The organism is Streptomyces sp. DSM 106670 (assembly GCF_055792845.1).
On record NZ_CM147704.1, the window covers coordinates 968,677 to 988,916 of the forward strand.

The 20,240-nt window shown below is 73.9% G+C and carries 13 protein-coding genes; 2 read left to right on the forward strand and 11 right to left on the reverse strand.

The features are described 5' to 3' along the window. Positions 1 to 168 precede the first annotated feature (168 nt). Genes ACSMXR_RS04095 through ACSMXR_RS04110 form a run of 4 tightly spaced genes read right to left on the reverse strand, consistent with a single transcriptional unit; the run spans position 169 to position 4,748 of the window. Entirely contained in the window at positions 169 to 792 is a 624-nt protein-coding gene (locus ACSMXR_RS04095; protein ID WP_030633881.1) for a GTP-binding protein, read from the reverse strand. Then, the gene (locus ACSMXR_RS04100) at positions 773 to 1,210 is read right to left on the reverse strand and encodes a DUF742 domain-containing protein (protein ID WP_030080261.1); all 438 of its coding nucleotides are present in this window, start codon (positions 1,208 to 1,210) and stop codon (positions 773 to 775) included. Before ACSMXR_RS04100 ends, ACSMXR_RS04095 begins: the two co-directional genes overlap by 20 nt. Positions 1,211 to 1,221: 11 nt before the next feature. Then, on the reverse strand, positions 1,222 to 1,665 hold the full coding sequence (locus tag ACSMXR_RS04105; protein ID WP_218526810.1) for a roadblock/LC7 domain-containing protein: 444 nt from the start codon (positions 1,663 to 1,665) through the stop codon (positions 1,222 to 1,224). Further along, positions 1,662 to 4,748, reverse strand: a complete 3,087-nt coding sequence (locus tag ACSMXR_RS04110) for a sensor histidine kinase (RefSeq protein WP_473171255.1) — start codon at positions 4,746 to 4,748, stop codon at positions 1,662 to 1,664. Before ACSMXR_RS04110 ends, ACSMXR_RS04105 begins: the two co-directional genes overlap by 4 nt. A gap of 561 nt (positions 4,749 to 5,309) precedes the next feature. Here ACSMXR_RS04110 and ACSMXR_RS04115 point away from each other — a divergent pair. Continuing rightward, complete coding sequence (locus ACSMXR_RS04115) at positions 5,310 to 5,663, forward strand: hypothetical protein (RefSeq protein WP_030080267.1); 354 nt, start codon at positions 5,310 to 5,312, stop codon at positions 5,661 to 5,663. Between the two features lie 92 nt (positions 5,664 to 5,755). On the opposite strand, the gene ACSMXR_RS04120 is transcribed toward ACSMXR_RS04115, so the two are convergent. The 7 genes from ACSMXR_RS04120 to ACSMXR_RS04150 form a co-directional block, all read right to left on the reverse strand. After that, positions 5,756 to 10,534, reverse strand: coding sequence for a hypothetical protein (locus tag ACSMXR_RS04120; RefSeq protein WP_473171256.1), 4,779 nt, complete (start codon positions 10,532 to 10,534; stop codon positions 5,756 to 5,758). Positions 10,535 to 10,611: 77 nt separating this feature from the next. Next, positions 10,612 to 11,583, reverse strand: a complete 972-nt coding sequence (locus ACSMXR_RS04125; protein ID WP_473171257.1) for a hypothetical protein — start codon at positions 11,581 to 11,583, stop codon at positions 10,612 to 10,614. A gap of 55 nt (positions 11,584 to 11,638) precedes the next feature. Beyond that, on the reverse strand, positions 11,639 to 13,168 hold the full coding sequence (locus ACSMXR_RS04130) for a hypothetical protein (RefSeq protein ID WP_473171258.1): 1,530 nt from the start codon (positions 13,166 to 13,168) through the stop codon (positions 11,639 to 11,641). 44 nt (positions 13,169 to 13,212) lie between these two features. After that, positions 13,213 to 16,911, reverse strand: coding sequence for a hydantoinase B/oxoprolinase family protein (locus ACSMXR_RS04135; protein ID WP_473171259.1), 3,699 nt, complete (start codon positions 16,909 to 16,911; stop codon positions 13,213 to 13,215). Positions 16,912 to 16,952: 41 nt separating this feature from the next. Then, positions 16,953 to 17,525 (reverse strand): DUF4240 domain-containing protein, encoded by a 573-nt coding sequence (locus ACSMXR_RS04140; RefSeq protein ID WP_137235387.1) that lies wholly within the window; start codon positions 17,523 to 17,525, stop codon positions 16,953 to 16,955. A gap of 55 nt (positions 17,526 to 17,580) precedes the next feature. Further along, positions 17,581 to 18,999: a HEAT repeat domain-containing protein gene (locus ACSMXR_RS04145; protein WP_218526804.1), complete on the reverse strand. Its 1,419-nt coding sequence runs from the start codon at positions 18,997 to 18,999 to the stop codon at positions 17,581 to 17,583. Between the two features lie 289 nt (positions 19,000 to 19,288). After that, complete coding sequence (locus ACSMXR_RS04150; RefSeq protein ID WP_103510335.1) at positions 19,289 to 19,681, reverse strand: ankyrin repeat domain-containing protein; 393 nt, start codon at positions 19,679 to 19,681, stop codon at positions 19,289 to 19,291. Positions 19,682 to 20,008: 327 nt separating this feature from the next. Between ACSMXR_RS04150 and ACSMXR_RS04155 the strand changes: the two genes are divergently transcribed. After that, on the forward strand, positions 20,009 to 20,203 hold the full coding sequence (locus ACSMXR_RS04155) for a hypothetical protein (protein ID WP_006123109.1): 195 nt from the start codon (positions 20,009 to 20,011) through the stop codon (positions 20,201 to 20,203). Positions 20,204 to 20,240: the final 37 nt, after the last annotated feature.

Here is a 20,240-nt window from a genome sequence, read left to right on the forward strand (position 1 = left end):
GCGCGGACGGCCTCAACAGGTTTTCCCTGCCCTTCACTTGACTGGACGTCACCCCCGCAGAACACTCGGGGCCCGGCGCGCCGGACAGCGTGCGGCCCGTACCCCTGTCGGCGGGGGTACGGGCCGTACGCGTGCCCGGACACCTGTGGCTCAGGTGGCGACGGTGGCTCAGGTGGCGACGGGTTCGCGGGCTCGCGCGGCGCGCTCCGCCGCGGCACGCTCCAGCGCGTGCTCCACGACAGCCACCAGGACATCGCGCACGGAGGAGCGGTCCCGCGCGTCGCAGACGAGCACCGGGACCTCGGGGTCGAGGTCGAGGGCGGCCTGCACGGTCTCCGTGGGAAACCGCTCGGCGCCCTCGAAGGTGTTGACCGCCACCGTGAACGGGATCCGCCTGCGCTCGAAGTAGTCGACCGCGGCGAAGCAGTCCTCCAGACGCCGGGTGTCGGCGAGGACGACCGCGCCCAGGGAGCCCTGGGCCAGTTCGTCCCAGAGGAACCAGAAGCGGTCCTGGCCCGGGGTGCCGAACAGATAGAGGACCAGGTCGTCGCGGAGCGTGATCCGGCCGAAGTCCATCGCGACCGTGGTGGTGGTCTTGGACTCGACCCCGTCCAGATCGTCCACCGGGCGGCCCGCCTCGCTGAGGCGTTCCTCGGTGCGCAGGGGCCGGATCTCACTGACCGCGCCGACGGCGGTCGTCTTGCCGACGCCGAAACCTCCCGCCACCAGGATCTTCAGGGTGACGGGCTCGACGGGCCGCTGCTCGGCGCGGCTAGAGCGCCCGAAGGCCATTGATCACCTCGCGGAGAATGTTCACGTCCGGCAGCTCGGCCGGCGGAACGGGACGGGTGACGTGCACCAGCTCGTCCTCGACGAGATCGCCGACCAGGACCCGCACCACCCCTACCGGGAGGTCGAGTTCGGCGGCGAGCTCGGCGATCGACTGGGGCATGTCGCTGCAGAGTTCGACGATCGCCACATGTTCGGGGGCGAGCGTCTGGTCCCGGCCGGGATCGTCGGCGGCCGGTTCCGGCACGACGAGCGCGATCAGGTCGAGGCGATGGCGGGAGGCGCTGCTCGTACGCCCCCGGGTCATCGCGTACGGGCGGACCACCGGTCCGGCCTCGGCGTCGTACCACCGCGAGGCCTGGGGATCGACGGTCCCGTCCGGGGATCCGGGGCCGGTGGCCCGGGGGGAGTCGGCGCTCATGCCCGCCACACTCACCCTCCGGCGGGCGTACCGGTCGTCCGTGGGGCGTTGGCCAGATGGACCCCCACGCGCTTGACCATCAGCGTCATCTCGTAGGCGACCTGGCCCACGTCGGAGTCGGCCTCCGCCAGAACGGCGAGGCAGCTTCCGTCGCCGGCGGCGGTGACGAAGAGGAACGCCTCGTCCAGCTCGACGACGGTCTGGCGCACCCGGCCCGCGTCGAAGTGGTGGCCCACGCCCTTGGCGAGGCTGTGGAACCCGGAGGCGACGGCGGCGAGATGCTCGCTGTCCTCGCGGGTCAGGTCCGCCGACGCGCCGGTGGCGAGCCCGTCGCTGGAGAGGACCAGCGCCTTGCGGATGCTGGCGACGCGCTGGACGAGCTCGTCGAGCAGCCAGTTCAGTTCGCCCGAGCCGTGGCGTGCGGGGTTGGGTGCTGCGGCGTTCGGTGCGGTCATCGACCGTCCCCTCCCGGAGTGGTTCCTGGTGCTGTGCCACCGGGGCCGCCGGTGTTCGCGGTGTCCTCGGCGGTTTCGGTGGTAGCGGTGTTCCCGGTCGTCCCGGTGCTCTCGGTCGGCCCGTTCGTCCCGGTGCTCTCGGTACTTTCAGCGTTCTCGGTGCTCTCGGCGTTCTGTCGGCGGCCGCGCTGCCAGCCGCGCTGGAGCGAGGCCATGCGGTCGCGCACCTCGTCCGCGTCGCGCTCGGCGTCGTCGAACGTGTCCACGGGCGCCCGGTGCACCGGGCGCTCCACGGACTCCTCACGGAGCTGGCGGGCGAGGCTGGCCTGCCGGACCCGCCGGGGCAGGCCGCCGATGGTGTCGGGGGCCGGTGGGGCGGCCGGCGCGGGGGTTCCCCCGGCGCGGGACGCCTCTGCCGGGCGGGGCGCATCGGTCGTACGGGATGCCCCGGTGTCGTGGGACTCCTCGGTCGTACGGGGTGGCTCCGGCGCGCGGCGGGCGGCGGCTCGCACGGTCCAGGGCGCGTCAGCGGTACGGGGCCGGTCGGCCGGGTCGGAGGCGCGGTCGGCGGTGTGCGGGACCGGGCCGGTGGCCTTCGCGGGGGGCGAGAGCGGGTCGTCGCCCGGGGTGTCGACCCGGCGGCCCCGGTCGGTGACCAGGGTCGGCGGCGTACGACGGGGCAGCGGGACGGGTCCGGCGGGGCGCATCGGGCGGACCTCCGCCGTGGGCTCGTCGCCGTGGTCGCGGGCCTGCTGGTGCTGGTCCCGGTCGGTGTCCCGGCGCGGGCGGCCGCCGGGCTTCTCGCGGCGGGGCTCGCGGTCGCCGTCACGGCGAACGTCCCGGGCGCGGAAGATGCCGCCGCGCTCGCTCTCGGTGTCCTCCAGGTCGGAGACGCCGTCCAGGACGGGGCCGAGGGCCGGGTCCAGGGCGGGATCGGACGTACGGTCCAGCCGGTCGCCGGCGAAGTCCAGCGGTCCGACCGGGGCCTCCAGCTCGACCGGCCCGTCCAGGACGCCCGGTCCGGTGAGTCCGGTGGGCACCGGCGACAGGACGGCGGACCTGCCGTTGACGCGGCGTTCCCCGCCCGGGGCCGTGTTCTGCGCGCCCTGCGGTGCGTCGGAGCTCCGGCCGCTGCCGATCGCCCGCTCGGCCCGGCGGTCGAGGCGGAACCCGGTGCCGTGGGTGTCGGGGGCGTCGGTGAGCAGGGCGGCCGGGATGAACACGACCGCGGTGGTGCCTCCGTACGGCGATTTCTGCAGGGAGACCCGGACGTTCTGGCGCTGGGCCAGCCGGCTGACCACGAACAGGCCGAGCCGGTCGGTATCGGAGAGCTCGAAGTCGGGGGTCTCGGCGAGGCGCAGGTTGGCGTCGAGGAGGACCTCGGGGGCCATGCCGAGGCCGCGGTCGTGGATTTCGAGCGTGAATCCGTTGGAGACGCGTTCACCGTGCACCTGGACCGCGGTGTGCGGGGGCGAGAAGACGGTGGCGTTCTCCAGGAGTTCGGCGATCAGATGGGTGAGGTCGGCGACGGCCGGTCCGCCCACGCCGATCCGGGCCAGGCGGCGGACCTCGATGCGTTCGTAGTCCTCGACCTCGGCGACGGCGGCCCGCACCACGTCCATCAGCTGGATGGGCTTGCGCCACTGGCGGGAGGGCGCGGCGCCGGAGAGGATCACGAGTCCTTCGGCGTGCCGGCGCATGCGGGTGGTGAGGTGGTCGAGGCGGAACAGGTCGGCCAGTTCGTCGCTGTTCTCGGTGCGGCGCTCCATCGCGTCCAGCAGCGTGAGCTGGCGGTGCAGGAGGACCTGGTTGCGGCGGGCGAGGTTGACGAAGACCTCGGAGACGCCGCGGCGCATGTCCGCCTGTTTGACGGCGGCCTCGACGGCGGCCCGCTGAAGGGTGTTGAGCGCCTGGCCGACCTGGCCGATCTCGTCGGGCTCGTAACTGAGGTGCGGGGCCTCGGTCTCGACGTCCACCTGCTCGCCCGCGGCCAGCCGGCGCATCACGCTCGGCAGGCGTACGCCGGAGACCTCATGGGCGTCCTTGCGGAGCCGGGAGAGGTCGCGGACGAGTTCACGGCCGATGCGGACGGAGACGAAGATCGAGACGATCAGGGCCAGGAAGCCGAGGATTCCGGCGATACCGGCCTGGGCGAGGACCCGGTAGGCGGCCGGTTCGGCGCGGTCCTGGAAGCGGTTGCCCATCTCGGTGGAGTCGTTCGCCAGCCGGTCGAGGACGGGCACGGCCGCCTCCTCCCAGCGGGCGGCGTCGACGGCGCCGGGGCGCTTCGTCGGACCGGCGGCGATCAGGGCGTCCTCGGCGGTGCGCAGCGGTTCGGTGTCGGGGCTGCCCCAGAACTGCTCGACGCGTCGGCGCTCGGCGGCGGGGAGGCTCTCCAGACTGACTTCGTACAGCAGCTCGCGCTGGGCCACCAGGCCGGATATCTGGCGCAGTTCGGAGGTGGTGAAGCGGCCGGCTATGAGGCCCGATGCGATGAGCGCGTCCTCGCGCGAGAGCATCTCCCGGGCCCGGGAGACCCCGACCAGCGCCCGCATCTCCTTGTCCATCGACACGTTCTCCAGGGTGTGGAGTCCGTTGAGGAAGCGGTACGAGGGGTCGACGAGGCCGTTGTAGAAGTCCAGCGCCTTCGCCCGGCCGATGGTGCGCTTCTCGACCGATTCACGTAGGGCGTCCAGTCCGTCGACGGCGCTGAGGATCGCGTCCAGGCGGCTGCTGTCGGCGGCGCTCAGCGATTCCCGGACGTCCTGCGCCCGGGCGTTCTCCCTGACCTCGCTCACGATGCGGTCGGTGGCGGCGCGTTGGCCCATGAGGACGGGGAGCGCGTCGGAGGCCCGGGGGTCGGCGAGGAAGACCAGGGTCTGCCGTCGCTCGGCCTGTACGGCGCGGACGGCGTCGTCCAGCGGGTGGGCGACCTTCTCCACGATGGATCCGGCGCTCATCAGCTCGTCGGCCTCACGGCCGGTGATGTAGGTGGCGAAGACCCAGAGGCCGGTGAGGGAGACGAGCGGCACCAGCAGCAACGCCACGATCTTCCTGCGGATGGACTTCCCGCGAAAGCGCATGGCCTCCCCCAGATCGGCCCCGCACCGCGGGGGTGGTCTTCTCCTGGCCGTTGCTCGGCCCTGTGTCAATAAACGGCGCGAGCCTACTACTGACACAGAGACAACTCGAAGACACGTCCGGATGATTTTCAGCCGTCCGTACTGGGCTTGATCATGAGTTGTCCCGGTATTCCCGGAGATGAAATTCGCGAAAGCGACAGAGGATACCGGCCGGACCTGCCGGTACCGGCAGGTATCAGTTGGCTGGAATTCTTCGGTCCGTGACCTTCTGTGCCCTGCGGGCGCTTTTCAGGGGAATCTTCGGGACGGGTGGTTCGTCCATATGTACGGGGTAGACGCACGGTGGGGTCGTGCGCGGCAGGGCGGACGTGTTCCGCCCGCGTAGAACCGGCGCAAGCCGGGCAGCCACCCTGAAGTCGGACAGTGGTGGGGAGTTGAAGGACCTTGAGCACGCAGGAACGCGGGAGCGCCGGAGTACCGGCGGCCGCGAGGGCGGAAGCCGCGGACGGGGCACGGATCCCGCGGCAGTTGTGGGTGGAGGAGCCGGCCTCGAAGCGGCGGATGCCCGATGCGGTGCGGACGGCCGCCGTGCGTGCCGTTCTCATCATGTCGCTGACGATCATCCAGGCGATGATCGCCTTTCTGAGCACCTTGACCGGCTCCTGGCTGGCCTTCCCGATGGTGCTCAGCAGTGTGGCCAGCACGGTGGTCGCCACCTGGTCGGTGCTCGACGTCTGGGTGACCCGGCAGGTGTGGAACCAGCGCAACGGCGTGGTGTCCGTGCCGAGCAGTTCGGCCCGGCAGATACGCCGTGAGCGGCGCCGGTCCCGCCGGGCCGAGCGGGCGGCCGAGCGGGACGGCACGGGCGGTGGCATAGGCGGCCGCCGGAACACCGGCGACCTCTCCCGGGCCTGACCTGCTGGGCCTGGCCCGCTGCCGGGTCTGGCCTGCTGGACCTGGCCTGCTGCCGAGCCTGACCTGCGGGTCGGTCCCGCCGCCGGGTGGCTCTACTCGCCCGGTTCGGGGTCCGGGTGGGCGGCGGCCACGGTCTGTTCGCTCCGTTTGAACATGCGGGTGGCCGTGATCTCGCCGTGGACCGTCTCTCCGTCCGGGTCCTGCTGCGGCAGGCCGGGGCGCAGATGCTCCTCCACGCTGATGTACTTCAGCCCCGCCCTCAGGTCGGCGTCGTTGCGCAGCCGGATGACGAGGGGGAATTCGGCGAGCGCCGTCGTGTCGAACAGGCCGGTCGTGTACAGCAGTTGCACGCCCAGCGCGTCCGAGACGGCCCGCTGGAGCTCCAGCAGATACGTGGCGTTGGCGCGGCCGATCGGGTTGTCGAGGAACAGGGTGCCCGCGTGCCGGTGGCGGTCGCGGCCCCGGTCGTTGCTGCGCAGGGCCGCCATCGTGCAGTAGAGGGCGATGGCGGCGGTGAGCAGCTGGCCGCCGGAGAAGACGTCGCCCATCTGCCCGACCGGGACGCGCTCGGCGCGCAGCACGGCGTCCGGCTTCAGGATCTCCACCGCGATGCCCTTGGGCCGCAGGGCCGCCTCGACACCCCGCAGCAGCAGGGACATGCCGTCCCGGCGCAGATCGGAGTTCTTCTTGAGGGCGGCGTGGGTGGCTTCGTCGATGACCTCGCCGAGGCGTTCGGTGAGGGTGGCCTGGTCGGGTTCCTCGAAGCGGATCCGGAGGAATTCCTGCCCCGACCACTCCCCCAGGCCCTCGGGGAGCTGGGACAGCCGCTGGGCGGAGCGCAGCGTGGTGAGCGCTGATTCGACCAGGCCGCGCAGCCGGTCGACGATCGAGTCGCGGTTGCGTTCCAGCTGGACGAGCTCGTCGGTGAGGACCCGCAGCCGGGGGGCGAAGGCGTCGGCCCACTTCTGGGCGTGCTCGGGCAGGGCGGAGGCGGGCAGCTCACGGATCTGCTGGCGGGCCGGGGTGCGGACCTGTTCGTAGCGGGTGGAGTTGGCGTGCCGGACGAGGATGTCGCTCGCTTCCCGGACGGCGCTCTCGGCCGCCGAGAGATCGGCGTTGCAACCGCGCAGGGAGCGGCGGGACTCGGCGGCGGACTGCCGGGCCTCCTCCAGACTGCCGGGGTACGGGTCGGGGTCCTCGGTTCCGTCGTCCGTGCCGTGGTCACGCAGCAGGTCCCGCAGGAGCGCCGCGGTCTCGTCGAAGCCGCCGGCGGAGTCCTCCGCGGTGCGGTGGGCGTGCAGCAGCTCGCTGTGGGCGGCGCGGGCGGTGTCCAGGGCGGCGGTGGCTTCGGCCAGTTCGGCGGTGGCGGTACGCAGCAGGGCCTGGGCGCTCTCGGCGTCGGCCGGGACCAGGTCGTCCGGCAGTTCGGTGTGGTGCTGCCGCTCGTCGTCGGGGGCGAGCCGCTCGGCCTCGCCGCGCAGCCGTCCCAGATGCTCGCTGGCGGTGGAGGCGCGGGTCTCCAGGAGCTGGACGTGCGCCTCGGCGCGGGCTGCGGCGGCCTGGCGGGAGGGCCCGTCGGCTCCGTCGGTGCCTTCCAGGAGCTGGGCGGCGCGGGTGCGGACCTTGTTGGTGAGGCGGTCCAGCTCGGCCAGGGCGGCGCTCTCGTCGCTCTCGGCGCGGGCCTGTTCGGCGCGCAGGTCGGCGCCGACGCCGACCTTCTCGTACAGCTGGGAGGCGGCTCGGTAGGCCTCGCGCAGGGTGGGCAGGGCGGTGCGGGCCTTGGACTCGTCCTCCTCGGGGAGGACTTCGGGGACACCGGCGATCTCGGCGCGCTCGGCCCGCAGGGCGCGGGCGGTGCGCCGGGCGTCGTCCCCGGCGCGCTGGGCGGCCCTGCGGTCCTCGTCGGCGGCGCGGGCGAGGTCGAGGCAGACGGCGGCGCGGGCCTCGGACTCGGCGGCCTCGTCGACCAGTTCGCGCAGCCGGACCTGCCAGCCGGCCCGTTCCCGCAGCCGGTGGGCGAGGCCGGCCAGGGCGTCGGCGGCGCGGCGGGCGCGCTGGGCGGCTTCCTGGCGTTCGTCGCGGACCCGGGCGGTGTCGGCGGCGGCCTCGTCGGCCTCGGCGCGGGCGGTGCGGGCCTCGGCGAGGACGGCTTCGGCGCTCTCGGCGGCCGTACGGGCGGTGGCGGCGGCCTCGGCCAGCTCGGCGAGCATGCCGGGCGGGCAGTCGGCGCGCCAGGAGCCGATCCGGGCGGCGAGCGCGCGGTCCCCGGAGAGGCGGGCGGCGAGGGTCCTGATGTCCTCGTCGCGGGCGGCGGCGCGGCTGCGCAGTGCGTGGCGTTCCTCGTCGGCGGCGTGCTCGTCGTGCATGGCCGGGTTCGGCGGGACGAGGAAGACGCCGTCGTGCTGGGCGTCGGAGCCGGTGCCGGGGTCCGGGACGGGGGCCAGGAGGGCGGCGGCGGTGCCGACGGCCACGGTCGAGCGGGGCAGCAGGGCCGCGCCGCCGAGGACCTCGCGGGCGCGGCTGTGGGCGTCGGGGTCGGTGATGACGACGCCGTCGACGAGCTCGGGGCGGGCGGCGAGGACGGCGGCGTGGTCGGCCGGGTCCACGGCCTGGGCGAGGTAGCGCCAGCCGGGCAGGGCGGGGATGCCGTGCTCGCCGAGATACTCGACGGTGGCGAGGACGTCGGGGCCGGGCGGCAGCAGCCCGCCCTCGCCGAGCGCGCCGAGGATGCGGGCGTCGTCGGCGGCGGCGGTGCGCAGGTCGAAGAGGCGGCGCTCGGCGGCGGCGACGGACTGGTCGAGGAGCTCGCGCAGCTCGTCGGCGCTGCGGTCGAACTCCTCGGCGGTCAGCGGCTGCTGGGCGGTGGTGGGCTGGTCGGCGAGGGCCACGGCGCGGTCGGCGGCCGGTTCGGCGGCAGTGGCCGTGGTGTCGCCGCCGCTCCCCGGGCCGGTGCGTGCGGTGGCGCCCTGGGCGGATCCTGACGTCTCGTCGGCGGTTTCCCGGCGCGGGTGCGGGACGCCGGTGCCGGAGGGCAGGCCCAGCAGATCGCCGAGGCGGGGGTCGGCGGCGATGGACGCGGCGGCGCGGTGCTCGTCCTCGTAACTCTGCTCGGCGGCCTTGGCCCCGTCGGCGGCGCGGGCGGCGGCCAGTTCGGCGCGGCTCTCGGCGGCGGCGGCCTCGCGGGCGGTGTCGGCGGCGCTCCGGGCGGCTTCGCGGGCGGTGTCCCAGGCGGCGACGGCGGACTGTTCGGCGTCGCTGGCGGCGAGGGCGGCGCGGGCCGGGTCGGCGTCGGGCGCGGTGTCGTCGAGCCAGCCGGCCCGGACGGCCTCGGCGGTCTCCTGGCCGACCTCGGCGAGGCGCTGGCGCAGATGTCCGGCCTCGCTGCGGGCGCGCTGGGCCTCGGTGGCGGCGACCGTGGCGTCGCGGTGGGCGCGTTCGCCGGTGGCCTGGAGCGTGTCGGAGCGCTCCTCCTCCTCGTTGGCGACGCGCTCGCCCTCCTCGGCGGCCCGGTGCAGGGCACGGACGAGGTCGGTGGCGGCGGCGCTGCGGGCGGCGAGGGCCGGGGCGGCGTCGCGTTCGGCCTCGCGGATGGCGACGGCGACCCTGGCGGAGCGGTCGGCGGCGGCGCGGTGGCGCAGGACGGCTTCGGCGGCCTGCCAGGCGGCGTGCAGGGTGCGGGCCTCGACCAGCTCCTTGCGCCCGGCGGCGGCGCTCTTCTCGGCGGCGGTCAGGGCCAGCGAGGCGTGCCGGTAGGCCAGTTCGGCGGCGATCAGGGCGCGGCGGCCCCGGGCGGACTCGGCTTCGGTGACGGTGTGGGCGGCGGCGGTGACCCGCTCGGCCAGCTCGGCGGTGCGGCCGCGCTCCTCGGCGGCGCGGACGCTCAGACGGCGGGCCAGGGTGCGGGTGCGGCGCTCGGCGCCGGCGTGGATGTCGCGGGCCCGGGCGCGGGTCTCGGTGGCCTCGACGATCCGGTTGAGCAGCTCCACGGAGCCCGCGGTGAAGTCGCGTTCGGCGGTCAGCTCGGCGCGGCGGCCCAGTTTGTTGCCGAAGCCGCTGACCAGGTCGGCGAGTCCGTCGGTGTCGCGGGTGTCGGTGACGGCGCGGAGCAGCAGGTCGGTGAAGTCGGAGTCCTTCTTCACCGCGAAGAGTCCGGCTGCCTCGCCCTCGTCGGCGTTCATCTCGCGCTGGTAGCGGAAGAGTTCGGGGTCGAGGCCGAGGTCGCCGAGGTGTTCGTTCCAGCGGTCGTGGATCTCTTCCCAGTGCACGTCGAGGTGGGCGTAGAACTTGCCCGCGTCCATCAGCGCGTCGCGGAAGCCCTTCATGGTGCGCCGCCTGCCGCGCGCCCCGGAGACGCCCTCGGCGGGGCGGCCGACGGCGGAGGACTCGGCGACGGGCAGGCTGTCCAGGCTGAGCCCGGGGCCGGGGCGGAACGAATACCAGGCCTCGGCGAACTTGCGCGGGTCGTTGGAGACCTGGCGGCCGCGCCATTCGCTGACCTTGCCGACGACGACGCACTCACCGGTGAGGGTGTGCTGCCACTCCAGGGCGACATGGCCGCAGTCGTCGGCGAGGAGGAACTTGCGCAGCACGCCGGAGCTGGCGCCGCCGAGGGTGTTGCGGTGGCCGGGGAGCATCACCGAGAAGATCAGCTTGAGCAGGACGGACTTGCCGCCGCCGTTCTCCAGGAAGAGGACGCCCGCCGGGGCGGGGCGGCGGGGCGGGCCGACCGGCTCGTCCTCGAAGAACTCCGCCTGGGCGGGCGCGGGGTTGGGGACGGGTGCGCCGACGCCGCGCAGATCGAGGACGGTGTCGGCGTAGCGCGCACCGGCAGGCCCGATGGAGTAGAGGCGGACCCGGGACAACTCGTACATGGCGGCGGACTCTCGTCGTTCGGTGAGCGGGGGTGGAGCGGCGGGGTGTGCGGGCTGGTCGGGAACGGTCGGGCGGGTCAGGAGTGGAAGGGCAGGCCCGCGTCGGCGGCCAGCTCCACGCTGTCGGGGTCGGGCGGCGGCAGCAGGGTGGCGGAGCCGTCGGTGACGGGGACGACGCCGAGCTCCAGCAGTTCGGCCATGGCGGCGCTGCCCGCCATGTCGCGGACCTGGAGCTGGTAGCGGGCGGTGGTGCGGTAGGCGCCGCCCGCGTCGTCGCCGGTGCGCTGGAGGAACCCGGAGTCGGTGAGGAAGGCGACGGCCTTGCCGATGATGCCGGTGGTGGATCCGGCGAGCCGGCGGGCGTCCTTGGTGGCGCCGGTGGCGCTGCGGCGGGCGTAGATCCGCCAGCCGGCTTCGAGCCCGGGGGCGTCGCTGGCCGGGTCGGTGTTGTCGCCCTGTTCCTCGGCGCGCTCCTCAAGACGCCGGCAGGCCTGGCGTACGAAGGCGTCGACGCCGTTGACCGTGATGCGGCCGATGTACGCGTCGTCGGCGAGGTCCTCGGGGCGGGGGAAGGCGAGGGCGGCGACGGCCAGGTGGGCGAGGCCGTGGAGGAAGCGGTCGGCGGCGTCGGAGGAGGCGCGGCGGGCGTAGTCGCCCATGCGGACGGCGAAGACGGAGTCCTCGCCCGCCGTCACGGCCATCCCGGCGCGCGGCGAGACCTCCAGGACGATGAGGCCGAGGCCGGTGGCGACGGCGTCGGCGAGCCGGGCGAAGGCGCTCTCCTCGCGGTAGCGCCGCAGCAGGTCGGCGTATTCGGCGTCGCGGGCGGGCAGCAGCTTGGGCTGGAGCCCGAAGGAGACCAGCCGGGCGGCGTCGGCGGCGTCGGCCGGGGTGACGGGGGTCTGTCCGGCGGGCTCGGCGGTGTGCGGAGCGCTGTGCACGGAGTCGGCCGCGTACGCCGTGGCGGGAGCCCCGTACGTCGGGGAAGGGCCTGTGTGCGCGGAGGGCTCGGTCCACGCGTCGGGGTGCTCGGCGTCGTGGTCGCTCACGGCTGGGACTCCTCGGTACGGAAGTGGTGCGGGTGCGGCGGGAGGGCGGGGCCGGTCACGAGGCCTCCTGGCGGTCGGCGGCCATGCCGACGGCGTCCAGCAGGGCGGTGCCCACGATCAGGTCGGCGCCGCCGAACTCCGGGTCGTCCAGCTCGGCCCCGTCGTCCACGGCGAACAGCAGGCGGCGCTCGCCCTGGCGGTAGGCGGTGCCGACCGGCGGGCTGGCGGCGTGGACGGCGAGCAGGGCGACCAGGTACGGCAGGTCGGTGTCGCCGGTGCGGCGGGCCTCGGCGAGCAGTCCGGAGAGCCGGCGCGGGGCGTCGTGCTCCAGGTCGAGCAGGGTCATGGCGCGGGCGAGCTGCTCCTCGCTGAACCGGCTGTCGTCCGGGGTGGCGATCAGATCGGGCTCGGGCATCTCCGCGCCCAGGTGCTCACGCTCCAGGGGCGGGGTGAGCAGCATGTCGACCAGGTCCCCGACCCGTACGGCGGTGGGGGTGCGCAGTCCGGTGCCGTGGGCGAAGAAGGCGTCGGTGGCCCGGGTGGACTGCTCGACGGGGAGCGGGAGGAGCGGGGCGAGGAGCTGCCCGTACAGATCGAGGCCCGCGTGGGCGGCGGGCGGGGCGAACGCCTGCCGGTCCTGCTCCGCGCGGAAGAGGGGGCCCGCCTCCAGGAGCCGGGACTGGAGCTGGGTGTGGCGGCGGATGCAGTCCTTGACGATGTCGACGAGCTCGGCGGCCCGGCGCTTGTGCTCGGGGTCCTCGGCCTCGTCGCGCGCCTTGCGGATGTTGGTGAGGATCGCGTTCTCGTGGCGGTAGCGGTCGGCCACGTGGTCCAGGGCCTCGGCGATCATGTCCGGGACGGTGTGGAGCCAGTCGACGGCGCGGACGTTGCGCCGGGTGGCCTCCAGGGTGCGGCGCAGGGTCTCGGCGTACTGCACGGTGCGGTAGCGGGCCTGTTCGGCGGCGAGCTGGGCGTCGGCGAGACGGCCCCGGCTGATGAGGACCTCCAGCTTGACCTCGGCGGCGATCTGGGCGCTGGTGACATCGGTGTCCAGCGCGCCGACCAGGACGTTGACCGCTTCGTCGGTGGCGCGGAGGTAGACCGTGCCGCCGTAGCCGGGGACCTCTTCGATGAGCTTGAAGTCGTAGTCCCGGCGGACGTAGACCCCGTCGGGGTTGAAGGTGCCGTAGACCGCGCGGAAGCCGCGGTCCACGCTGCCGACATTGATCAGGTTCTCCAGGACCCAGCGGGCGACCCGTTCGTGCTCGGCGACGGGGCGGTCGGGGGCCTGGGCGCCGACCCGGGGCAGCAGTCTGGCCACTATCTGGTCGTGGTCGGCCCCGGTGTCGAAGTCCATGTTGAGCGTGACGTGGTCGATCGCGGCGAGGGCGACCTCCGCCATGGCGTACACCGTGTACTCGCCGGCCAGATTCGCCTTGCGGACGTCGAGGTCGTGCAGCGGAGCCGTGCACGCGAGCGCGCGCAGCCGCCGCGAGAGCCCCTCGTCGGCGGCGGGGCCCGGGGCAGGCCGCGGCCCCGCGCTGAGCTGCGGCGAGGCGTGGTCCGGGTAGGCAGGCGAAGTCACGTGGGACAGATTAGGTCCTCGCACTGACAACGGTCGAAACGGCGCTAATGCGACCGGCCCGGGGCGGGCGTCCCGGGTGCCGCCGGTCCGTATCCTCCGCCGCCCGGCGTGCGCACCACCAGGACGTCACCGGCGTCCAGTTCGGCGGTGTCGCAGCCCTCCAGCGGGACGGTACCGCCCCCGGCCCGCTCGATGTACTGCGCTCCGAGCGCCCCCGGATCCCCGCCCTCCGCTCCGTACGGCGGGACGCGGCGGTGGCCGGAGAGCAGCGCCACCGTGACCGGTTCCAGGAAGCGGATGCGGCGCTCGACGCCGTGCCCGCCGTGCCACCGCCCCGCTCCCCCGCTGTCGCTCCGTACGGCGAAGGACTCCAGGCGGACCGGCAGCCGCCACTCCAGGATCTCGGGGTCGGTGAGCCGCGAGTTGGTCATATGGGTCTGCACGGCGTCGGCGCCGTCGAAGCCGTCGCCGGCTCCGGATCCGCTGGCGATCGTCTCGTAGTACTGGACGTTCTCGTTGCCGAAGGTGAGGTTGTTCATGGTGCCGGAGCCCTCGGCCTGGCCGCCGATCGCTCGGTACAGGGCTCCGGTCACGGCCTGGGAGGTCTCCACGTTGCCCGCGACGGTCGCCGCCGGGTAGCTGGGGTCGAGCATGGAGCCGGGCGGAATCGTCACCTCCAGGGGCTTGAGGCAGCCGCTGTTGAGGGGGATGTCCTGGCCGACGAGGGTGCGGAAGACGTAGAGGACGGCGGCCATGACGACGGACCGGGGCGCGTTGGCGTTGCCGGGCTGCTGGGGCGAGGTCCCGGTGAAGTCGAGGTGGGCGCCGCGGGCGTCGCGGTCCACGGTGAGCCGGACCTGGATCACGGCCCCGCCGTCGGTCTCGTAGCGGCAGTGGCCGTCGTGCAGTCCGGCGACGATGCGGCGTACGGACTCCTCGGCGTTGTCCTGGACGTGGCCCATGTAGGCGTCGACCACGTCGGCCCCGAACTGGTCGACCATGCGCCGCAGTTCGGCGATGCCCTTCTCGTTGGCGGCGATCTGGGCGCGCAGGTCGGCGAGGTTGGTGTCCGGGTCGCGGGAGGGGTACGGGGCGGCGGCGAGCAGTTCGCGGGTCTCGTCCTCGCGCAGTCGGCCGTCGCGGACGAGCAGCCAGTTGTCGAAGAGCACGCCCTCCTCGTGGATCGTCCGGCTGAAGGCGGGCATGGAGCCGGGGGTGATGCCGCCGATCTCGGCGTGGTGACCGCGCGAGGCGACCAGGAAGCGCAGCCGGCCGTCGCGGTCCCGGTCGAACACGGGGGTGATCACGGTGACGTCGGGCAGGTGGGTGCCGCCGTGGTAGGGGTCGTTGACCGCGTACACGTCGCCGGGGCGCAGCGTGCCCTCGTTGCGCCGCAGGATCTCCTTGATCGACTCGCCCATCGAGCCGAGGTGCACGGGGATGTGCGGGGCGTTGGCGATCAGGTTGCCCTCGGCGTCGAACAGGGCGCAGGAGAAGTCGAGGCGCTCCTTGATGTTGACCGAGTGGGCGGTGTTCTCCAGCCGGACGCCCATCTGCTCGGCGATCGACATGAAGAGGTTGTTGAAGACCTCCAGCATCACCGGGTCCACCCGGGTGCCGACGGCGGTGCGTTCGGGGCGGGGGCGGCCGCGGGTGAGGACGAGGTGTCCGGTGGAAGCCGCTTCGGCCTGCCAGCCGGGGTCGACGACGGTGGTGGCGTCGTCCTCGGCGACGACCGCGGGTCCGGTGACGGTGTCGGCGGGGCGCAGGTCCGCCCGGCGGTACAGCGGGGCCCGCTGCCACCGGCCCTCGGCGTAGAGGTTCACGGTGTCGGCGGGTTCGGGCGGGCCGTTACGGAGACCGGCGTCGGGGGCCGGGTCGGGCGCGGCAGCGTCTGCGAGCCCGGGCTCGGCAGCGGGCGTGGCATCTACGGTCTCACCGGTGTCATCGGCCTCACCGGCCGCCCCGGTCGCTTCCACCGACACCGTCTCCACGACGACCGGCTTGTCCATCGTGAAGCCGAACCGGGTCCGGTGGGCGGCGGTGAACGCCTCGGCCATGGCGGACTCCGTGTCCAGGTCCACCGGCAGCGCCGCGTCCGTCCCGGCGTACCGCAGCAGGACGCGGGCCCGTGCGGTGATCGCGGAGTCCGGCACTCCGTCGGCGCGCAGCGCTTCGCGGGTGCGGTCGGCCAGCTCCGCGCAGAGCCTCTCCACGCGCTCCCGGGCGGCCGCGTCGAGCTCTTCCTCCACCGACTGTTCGCGCATCGCGGTGGCGTCGGCCAGGCCGATGCCGTACGCGGAGAGCACCCCGGCCAGCGGGGGGACGAGGACCGTGTCGATGCCGAGGGCGTCGGCGACGGCGCAGACGTGCTGGCCGCCCGCGCCGCCGAAGCCGGTCAGCGCGTAACGGGTGATGTCGTGGCCACGCTGTACGGAGATCTTCTTGACGGCGTTGGCCATGTTGAGCACGGCGATCTCCAGGAAGCCCGCCGCCACCTCCGCCTCGTCCGGCCGCCGCCCGGTGGCGCGCCCCACCTCGTCGGCGAGCGCGGTGAACCGTTCGCGCACGTGGTCGGCGTCGAGGGGAAGGTCGCCGTCCGCGCCGAAGACCGCCGGGAAGTGGGCGGGCTGGACGCGGCCGAGCATCACGTTGGCGTCGGTGACGGTGAGGGGGCCGCCCCGGCGGTAGGAGGCGGGGCCGGGGTGGGCGCCGGCCGAGTCGGGGCCGACGCGGTAGCGGCTGCCGTCGAAGTGCAGGACGGAGCCGCCGCCGGCCGCGACGGTGTGGATGCTCATCATCGGGGCGCGCATCCGGACCCCGGCGACCTCGGTGCCCAGCTCGCGTTCGAACGCGCCGGCGTAGTGGGAGACGTCGGTGGAGGTGCCGCCCATGTCGAAACCGATGACGCGGTCGTACCCGGCCCGCTGCGAGGTGCGGACCATGCCGACGACGCCGCCGGCCGGTCCGGACAGGACGGCGTCCTTGCCACGGAACCGGGCGGCTTCGCGCAGGCCTCCGTTGGACTGGAGGAACATCAGCCGGATGCCGTCGAGGCGGGCGGCGACCTCGTCGACGTACCGGCGCAGGACGGGTGAGAGGTAGGCGTCGACGACGGTGGTGTCGCCCCGGGGGACGAGCCTGATCAGCGGGCTGACCTCGTGGGAGCTGCTGACCTGGGTGAAGCCCGCCGCACGGGCCGCCTCGGCGACGGCCCGCTCGTGCTCCGGGTGGCGGTACCCGTGCATCAGGACGACGGCGGCGCTGCGCAGACCGTCCGCGTGGGCGGCGCGCAACTGTTCGCGTACGGGGTCGAGTTCGAGGGGCCGTACGGTGCGGCCGTGGGCGTCGAGGCGTTCGGGGACCTCGATCACGCGCTCGTGAACGGCCTCGGGCAGGACGATGTGCCGGTCGAAGAGCCGGGGCCGGTTCTGGTACGCGATCCGCAGCGCGTCCCGGAAGCCCTCGGTGATCAGCAGGACGGTCGGCTCGCCGCGCCGCTCCAGCAGGGCGTTGGTGGCGACGGTGGTGCCCATCCGGACGGCGGCGACCCGGTCGGCGGGCACCGGTTCGCCGGGGTCCAGGCCGAGGAGCAGCCGGATTCCGGCGACGGCGGCGTCGTCGTAGCGGCCGGGGTCGTGGGAGAGGAGCTTGCGGGTGATCAGCCGGCCGTCGGGGCGGCGGCCCACCACATCGGTGAAGGTGCCGCCCCGGTCGATCCAGAACTCCCAGCGTCCGGTCATGGCGCCATTGTGTGCCCGCGCCCCTGACCCCGCAGCGAAGGTCAGTCCAGGAAGAGCGCCGCCAGCCGGGGCAGGCGCCTGCGGTTCGCCTCGTCGTCCTCGGCGTCCCAGGCCTCCCCCTCCGGTCCCGCCGGGCGTATCCGCTCGCGCAGCGCCGCCTCCACCGCCGCGTCGAGCGAGTCCGTCTCACCCCGGACCCGCCGGTAGGCCTCGGCCACGGGGACGTTCAGGGACTCGTACCCGATCCAGCCGCGCTCGCCCCGGCCCATCCGGACCACCACCGGCAGCCCGGCCAGGGAGTCGGGGTCGGCCACCGCCCGGGTGAAGGTCTCCCGGCCGAGCAGGGCGAGCCCGTCGCGGAAGTCCATGAAGCCGTCGTCGCCGCAGCCGCCCTCGATGAGGTAGGCCGCGTTCCACAGGGGCCACCGGTACGCGGAGCGGGACACCTCCGCCGCCGTGACGGAAAAGGCGGCTATCCGCTCGGGCTCCAGGGCCGCGAGCACATCCGTCAGCGCGCCCGGCAGCGGATCGTCGGGGGCGTCCCGGTCGTCCGCCCGGTCCCCGGCCGCCTCACGTGCTCGTTCGACGAGCCCCCACCACTCGTTGATGTCCATGGGGAAAGCGTAGGAGGAGGGTCTGACAGCGACCCTCCTCCTGGGAACCGTGCGGTCAGACCGCCGGTGCGTCCGGCCCGATCCGGCTCCGTACCGCCGTCTGGACCTCGGCCTCCTCGGCCGGGTCGGCGGCGAGGCGGCGCAGGCGTTCGGCGACGCGGATGTCTCCGGTCTCGGCGTGCAGGGCGGCCACCTCGCGGGTGGTCTCCTCGCAGTCCCAGAGGCACTCCACCGCGAACCCGGTCGCGAAGGACGGGTCGGTGGCGGCCAGGGCGCGGGCGGCCCTGCCCCGCAGGTGCGAGGAGGACGTCTCGCGGTAGACGTGACGCAGCACGGGGGCGGCGCAGACGATGCCGAGGCGGCCGGCCCCGTCGACCAGGGTCCACAGCCGGGGGGCGTCGGGTCCGTCGCCGCGTACGGCCTCCCGGAGCGCGCCGAGGACTTGGGGAGCGTCCTGGGCGGTGCCTCGGCAGGCGAGCACTCCGGCGGCCGAGGCGCCGAGGGCGTCGGGGCGGTGGGCCCAGCGGCGGGCCCGCCGCACGGCGTCGGCGCTGGTCATCCGCTCGAAGGCGGCGATGGCCGTGTCGGCGACCGTACGGTCGGGGCTGATGGCGGCGGCCTCGATGAGGTCGAGGACGACGGGGTCGCCGGCCTCGGCGAGGTAGTGCAGGGAGGCGCAGCGGGCGCCCTCCGGGCCGCTGCGGGCGGCCTCGACGATCTGGGGAAGGTCGTCGGGTCCGGCGACGGCGGTGAGGCAGCGGGCCGCGGGGACGTGCAGTTCGCTGCCGCGTTCCAGGGCCTGCTGGGCCCAGTCGAAGACGGCCTGGACGCTCCATCCGGGGCGGGGCCCCCCGGGGCGCATCTGGCGCTGCCATCGGTCGAACGAGCCCTGTTCTCCGGCGGCCCTGACCCGGGCGCCGACCGCTTCGCGCGGGTCGTCGGCCCACAGCCGCCAGGGGCGCGGTTCGAAGGAGTCGCGTACGGCGGCGGCGAGGTCGGCCGCGCCCTGGTCGGTGGCCGGGAAGCGGGCGAGGACGGGCAGCGCGAGGGAGCGCAGACCGGCGTCGTCGTCGCGCAGGGCCAGCTCGTCCAGGGCCCAGGCCCAGTTGGCGCCGGTGGCCGCGTAGCGGCGGAGCAGGGCCAGGGCGTCGTCGCGTCCGTAGGAGGCGAGGTGGCCGAGGACGGAGAGCGCCAGACCGGTGCGGGAGTCGTCGGTATCGATGTGGTCGTCGGGATCGGCGAGGTGCCGCTCGATCTCCTCGATACCGCCGTCGAGGTCGAGATAGAGACGCGCGTAGTAGAGGGAGCGGTTCTCCACCTGCCAGTCGTGACGGGGGTCGCTCACGACGCAGTGGTTGAGGGCCGCGAGGGCCTCGGGGCGCGGTGCGGCGAGCGCGTGGAGCGTGCCGTCGCCGCGGCCCCTCTGCAACAGGCCGAGCAGGGTGCCGCTCGGCGCTATGAACGGATCGAACATGGGAGAAAGCCTCACATCAAGCTGTCGACGCAACCGGGACTGTGCAGTGCCCCGTGCCTCTCGGCACGTGGGGGTGTCCGGGGGACACCGTTACGCCGCGCAGTGACATGATCGGCCGACCGCCGTCTTTCGCCTGGTGTAGAGCATCTTCCTCTGCCTCTCGTCGGTGGCCCTGAGCGGGCCCGCGACGTCATGATGACCCAGCCATTTCGCCACCGCGACCACATTTACGACGGACCGGTCAGCGGAGCCCACGGCGGACGCGTCGACGAGCGCGCCCGCCGGCGTCTCACCGCGCACCGAAGCGTTCCAGCAGGTCGGCCTTGCCGAACATCCGGGCCGTGTCCAGCGCGGACGGCGTTCCGGCGGCCGGGTCGGCGCCCGCGGCGAGCAGGGCGTCGATGACGGCGTCCTCGCCCTTGAAGACGGCTCCGGCCAGCGGGGTCTGGCCGCGGTCGTTGGCCCGGTCCGGGTCGGCCTCGCGGGCGACGAGGGCGGCGACCGTGGCGGCGTGCCCGTGGTAGGCGGCGAGCATCAGGAGCGTGTCGCCCCGGTCGTTGGTGAGGTTGGCGGGGACTCCGGCCTCGACGTACGCGGTGAGCGCCTCGGTGTCGCCGGTGCGGGCCAGGTCGAAGACCTTGGTCGCCAGCTCGACCACCTCGGGATCGGGGGTTTCGCTCATCGGACGGACCGCCTTCCTTGACTGCTGCCGCGGCTGTCACCGCCGCGGTTGACCTGGTGGGGAGTACGACACAGGGCCGTACGAGTGAATCGACAGGGTACTGCTCCCGGGCCGACATGACCCGGCCCGGATGCGGCAAGGGATCACCGCGGCTGATCCTGCCCGGCACGGACGAGGTGATGCCGCTCCCCGGGGGCCGACTTCTGTGGGCCAGTCAAGTGAAAGAGCAGGATATTCACTCGATTGCACCTTTTGTCGTATAGATACTTCCCGTGATCCTGGAAGGACTCATGGTGACTGTCCCCTTCAACCAGGAGAGAACCGCTCATGATCCTTTCCATCTCGGGCGTGGTACTGCTCGCCATCATCGTCTTCCTGTTCTTCAAGAAGGACGGGCTCAAGGCCTCCCACGCCATCGTCTGTGCCCTGTTCGGCTTCTACCTGGCCGGCACCGCCATCGCCCCGAGCATCACGGCGGGCGGGGCGAGCCTCGCCGGCCTGCTGGGCGGGATCAAGTTCTGACGCTCCGCAACCGCTCCCACCCCTTCAGGAGACCGAT

Bases quoted from the DNA above. Each gene is read 5' to 3' on its own strand.
- ACSMXR_RS04115 (WP_030080267.1), top strand. From the start codon at position 5,310: ATGCCCGATGCGGTGCGGACGGCCGCCGTGCGTGCCGTTCTCATCATG.
- ACSMXR_RS04150 (WP_103510335.1), bottom strand. From the start codon at position 19,681: ATGAGCGAAACCCCCGATCCCGAGGTGGTCGAGCTGGCGACCAAGGTC.
- ACSMXR_RS04155 (WP_006123109.1), top strand. From the start codon at position 20,009: ATGATCCTTTCCATCTCGGGCGTGGTACTGCTCGCCATCATCGTCTTC.
- ACSMXR_RS04120 (WP_473171256.1), bottom strand. From the start codon at position 10,534: ATGTACGAGTTGTCCCGGGTCCGCCTCTACTCCATCGGGCCTGCCGGT.
- ACSMXR_RS04110 (WP_473171255.1), bottom strand. From the start codon at position 4,748: ATGCGCTTTCGCGGGAAGTCCATCCGCAGGAAGATCGTGGCGTTGCTG.
- ACSMXR_RS04100 (WP_030080261.1), bottom strand. From the start codon at position 1,210: ATGAGCGCCGACTCCCCCCGGGCCACCGGCCCCGGATCCCCGGACGGG.
- ACSMXR_RS04095 (WP_030633881.1), bottom strand. From the start codon at position 792: ATGGCCTTCGGGCGCTCTAGCCGCGCCGAGCAGCGGCCCGTCGAGCCC.
- ACSMXR_RS04135 (WP_473171259.1), bottom strand. From the start codon at position 16,911: ATGACCGGACGCTGGGAGTTCTGGATCGACCGGGGCGGCACCTTCACC.
- ACSMXR_RS04145 (WP_218526804.1), bottom strand. From the start codon at position 18,999: ATGTTCGATCCGTTCATAGCGCCGAGCGGCACCCTGCTCGGCCTGTTG.
- ACSMXR_RS04105 (WP_218526810.1), bottom strand. From the start codon at position 1,665: ATGACCGCACCGAACGCCGCAGCACCCAACCCCGCACGCCACGGCTCG.
- ACSMXR_RS04140 (WP_137235387.1), bottom strand. From the start codon at position 17,525: ATGGACATCAACGAGTGGTGGGGGCTCGTCGAACGAGCACGTGAGGCG.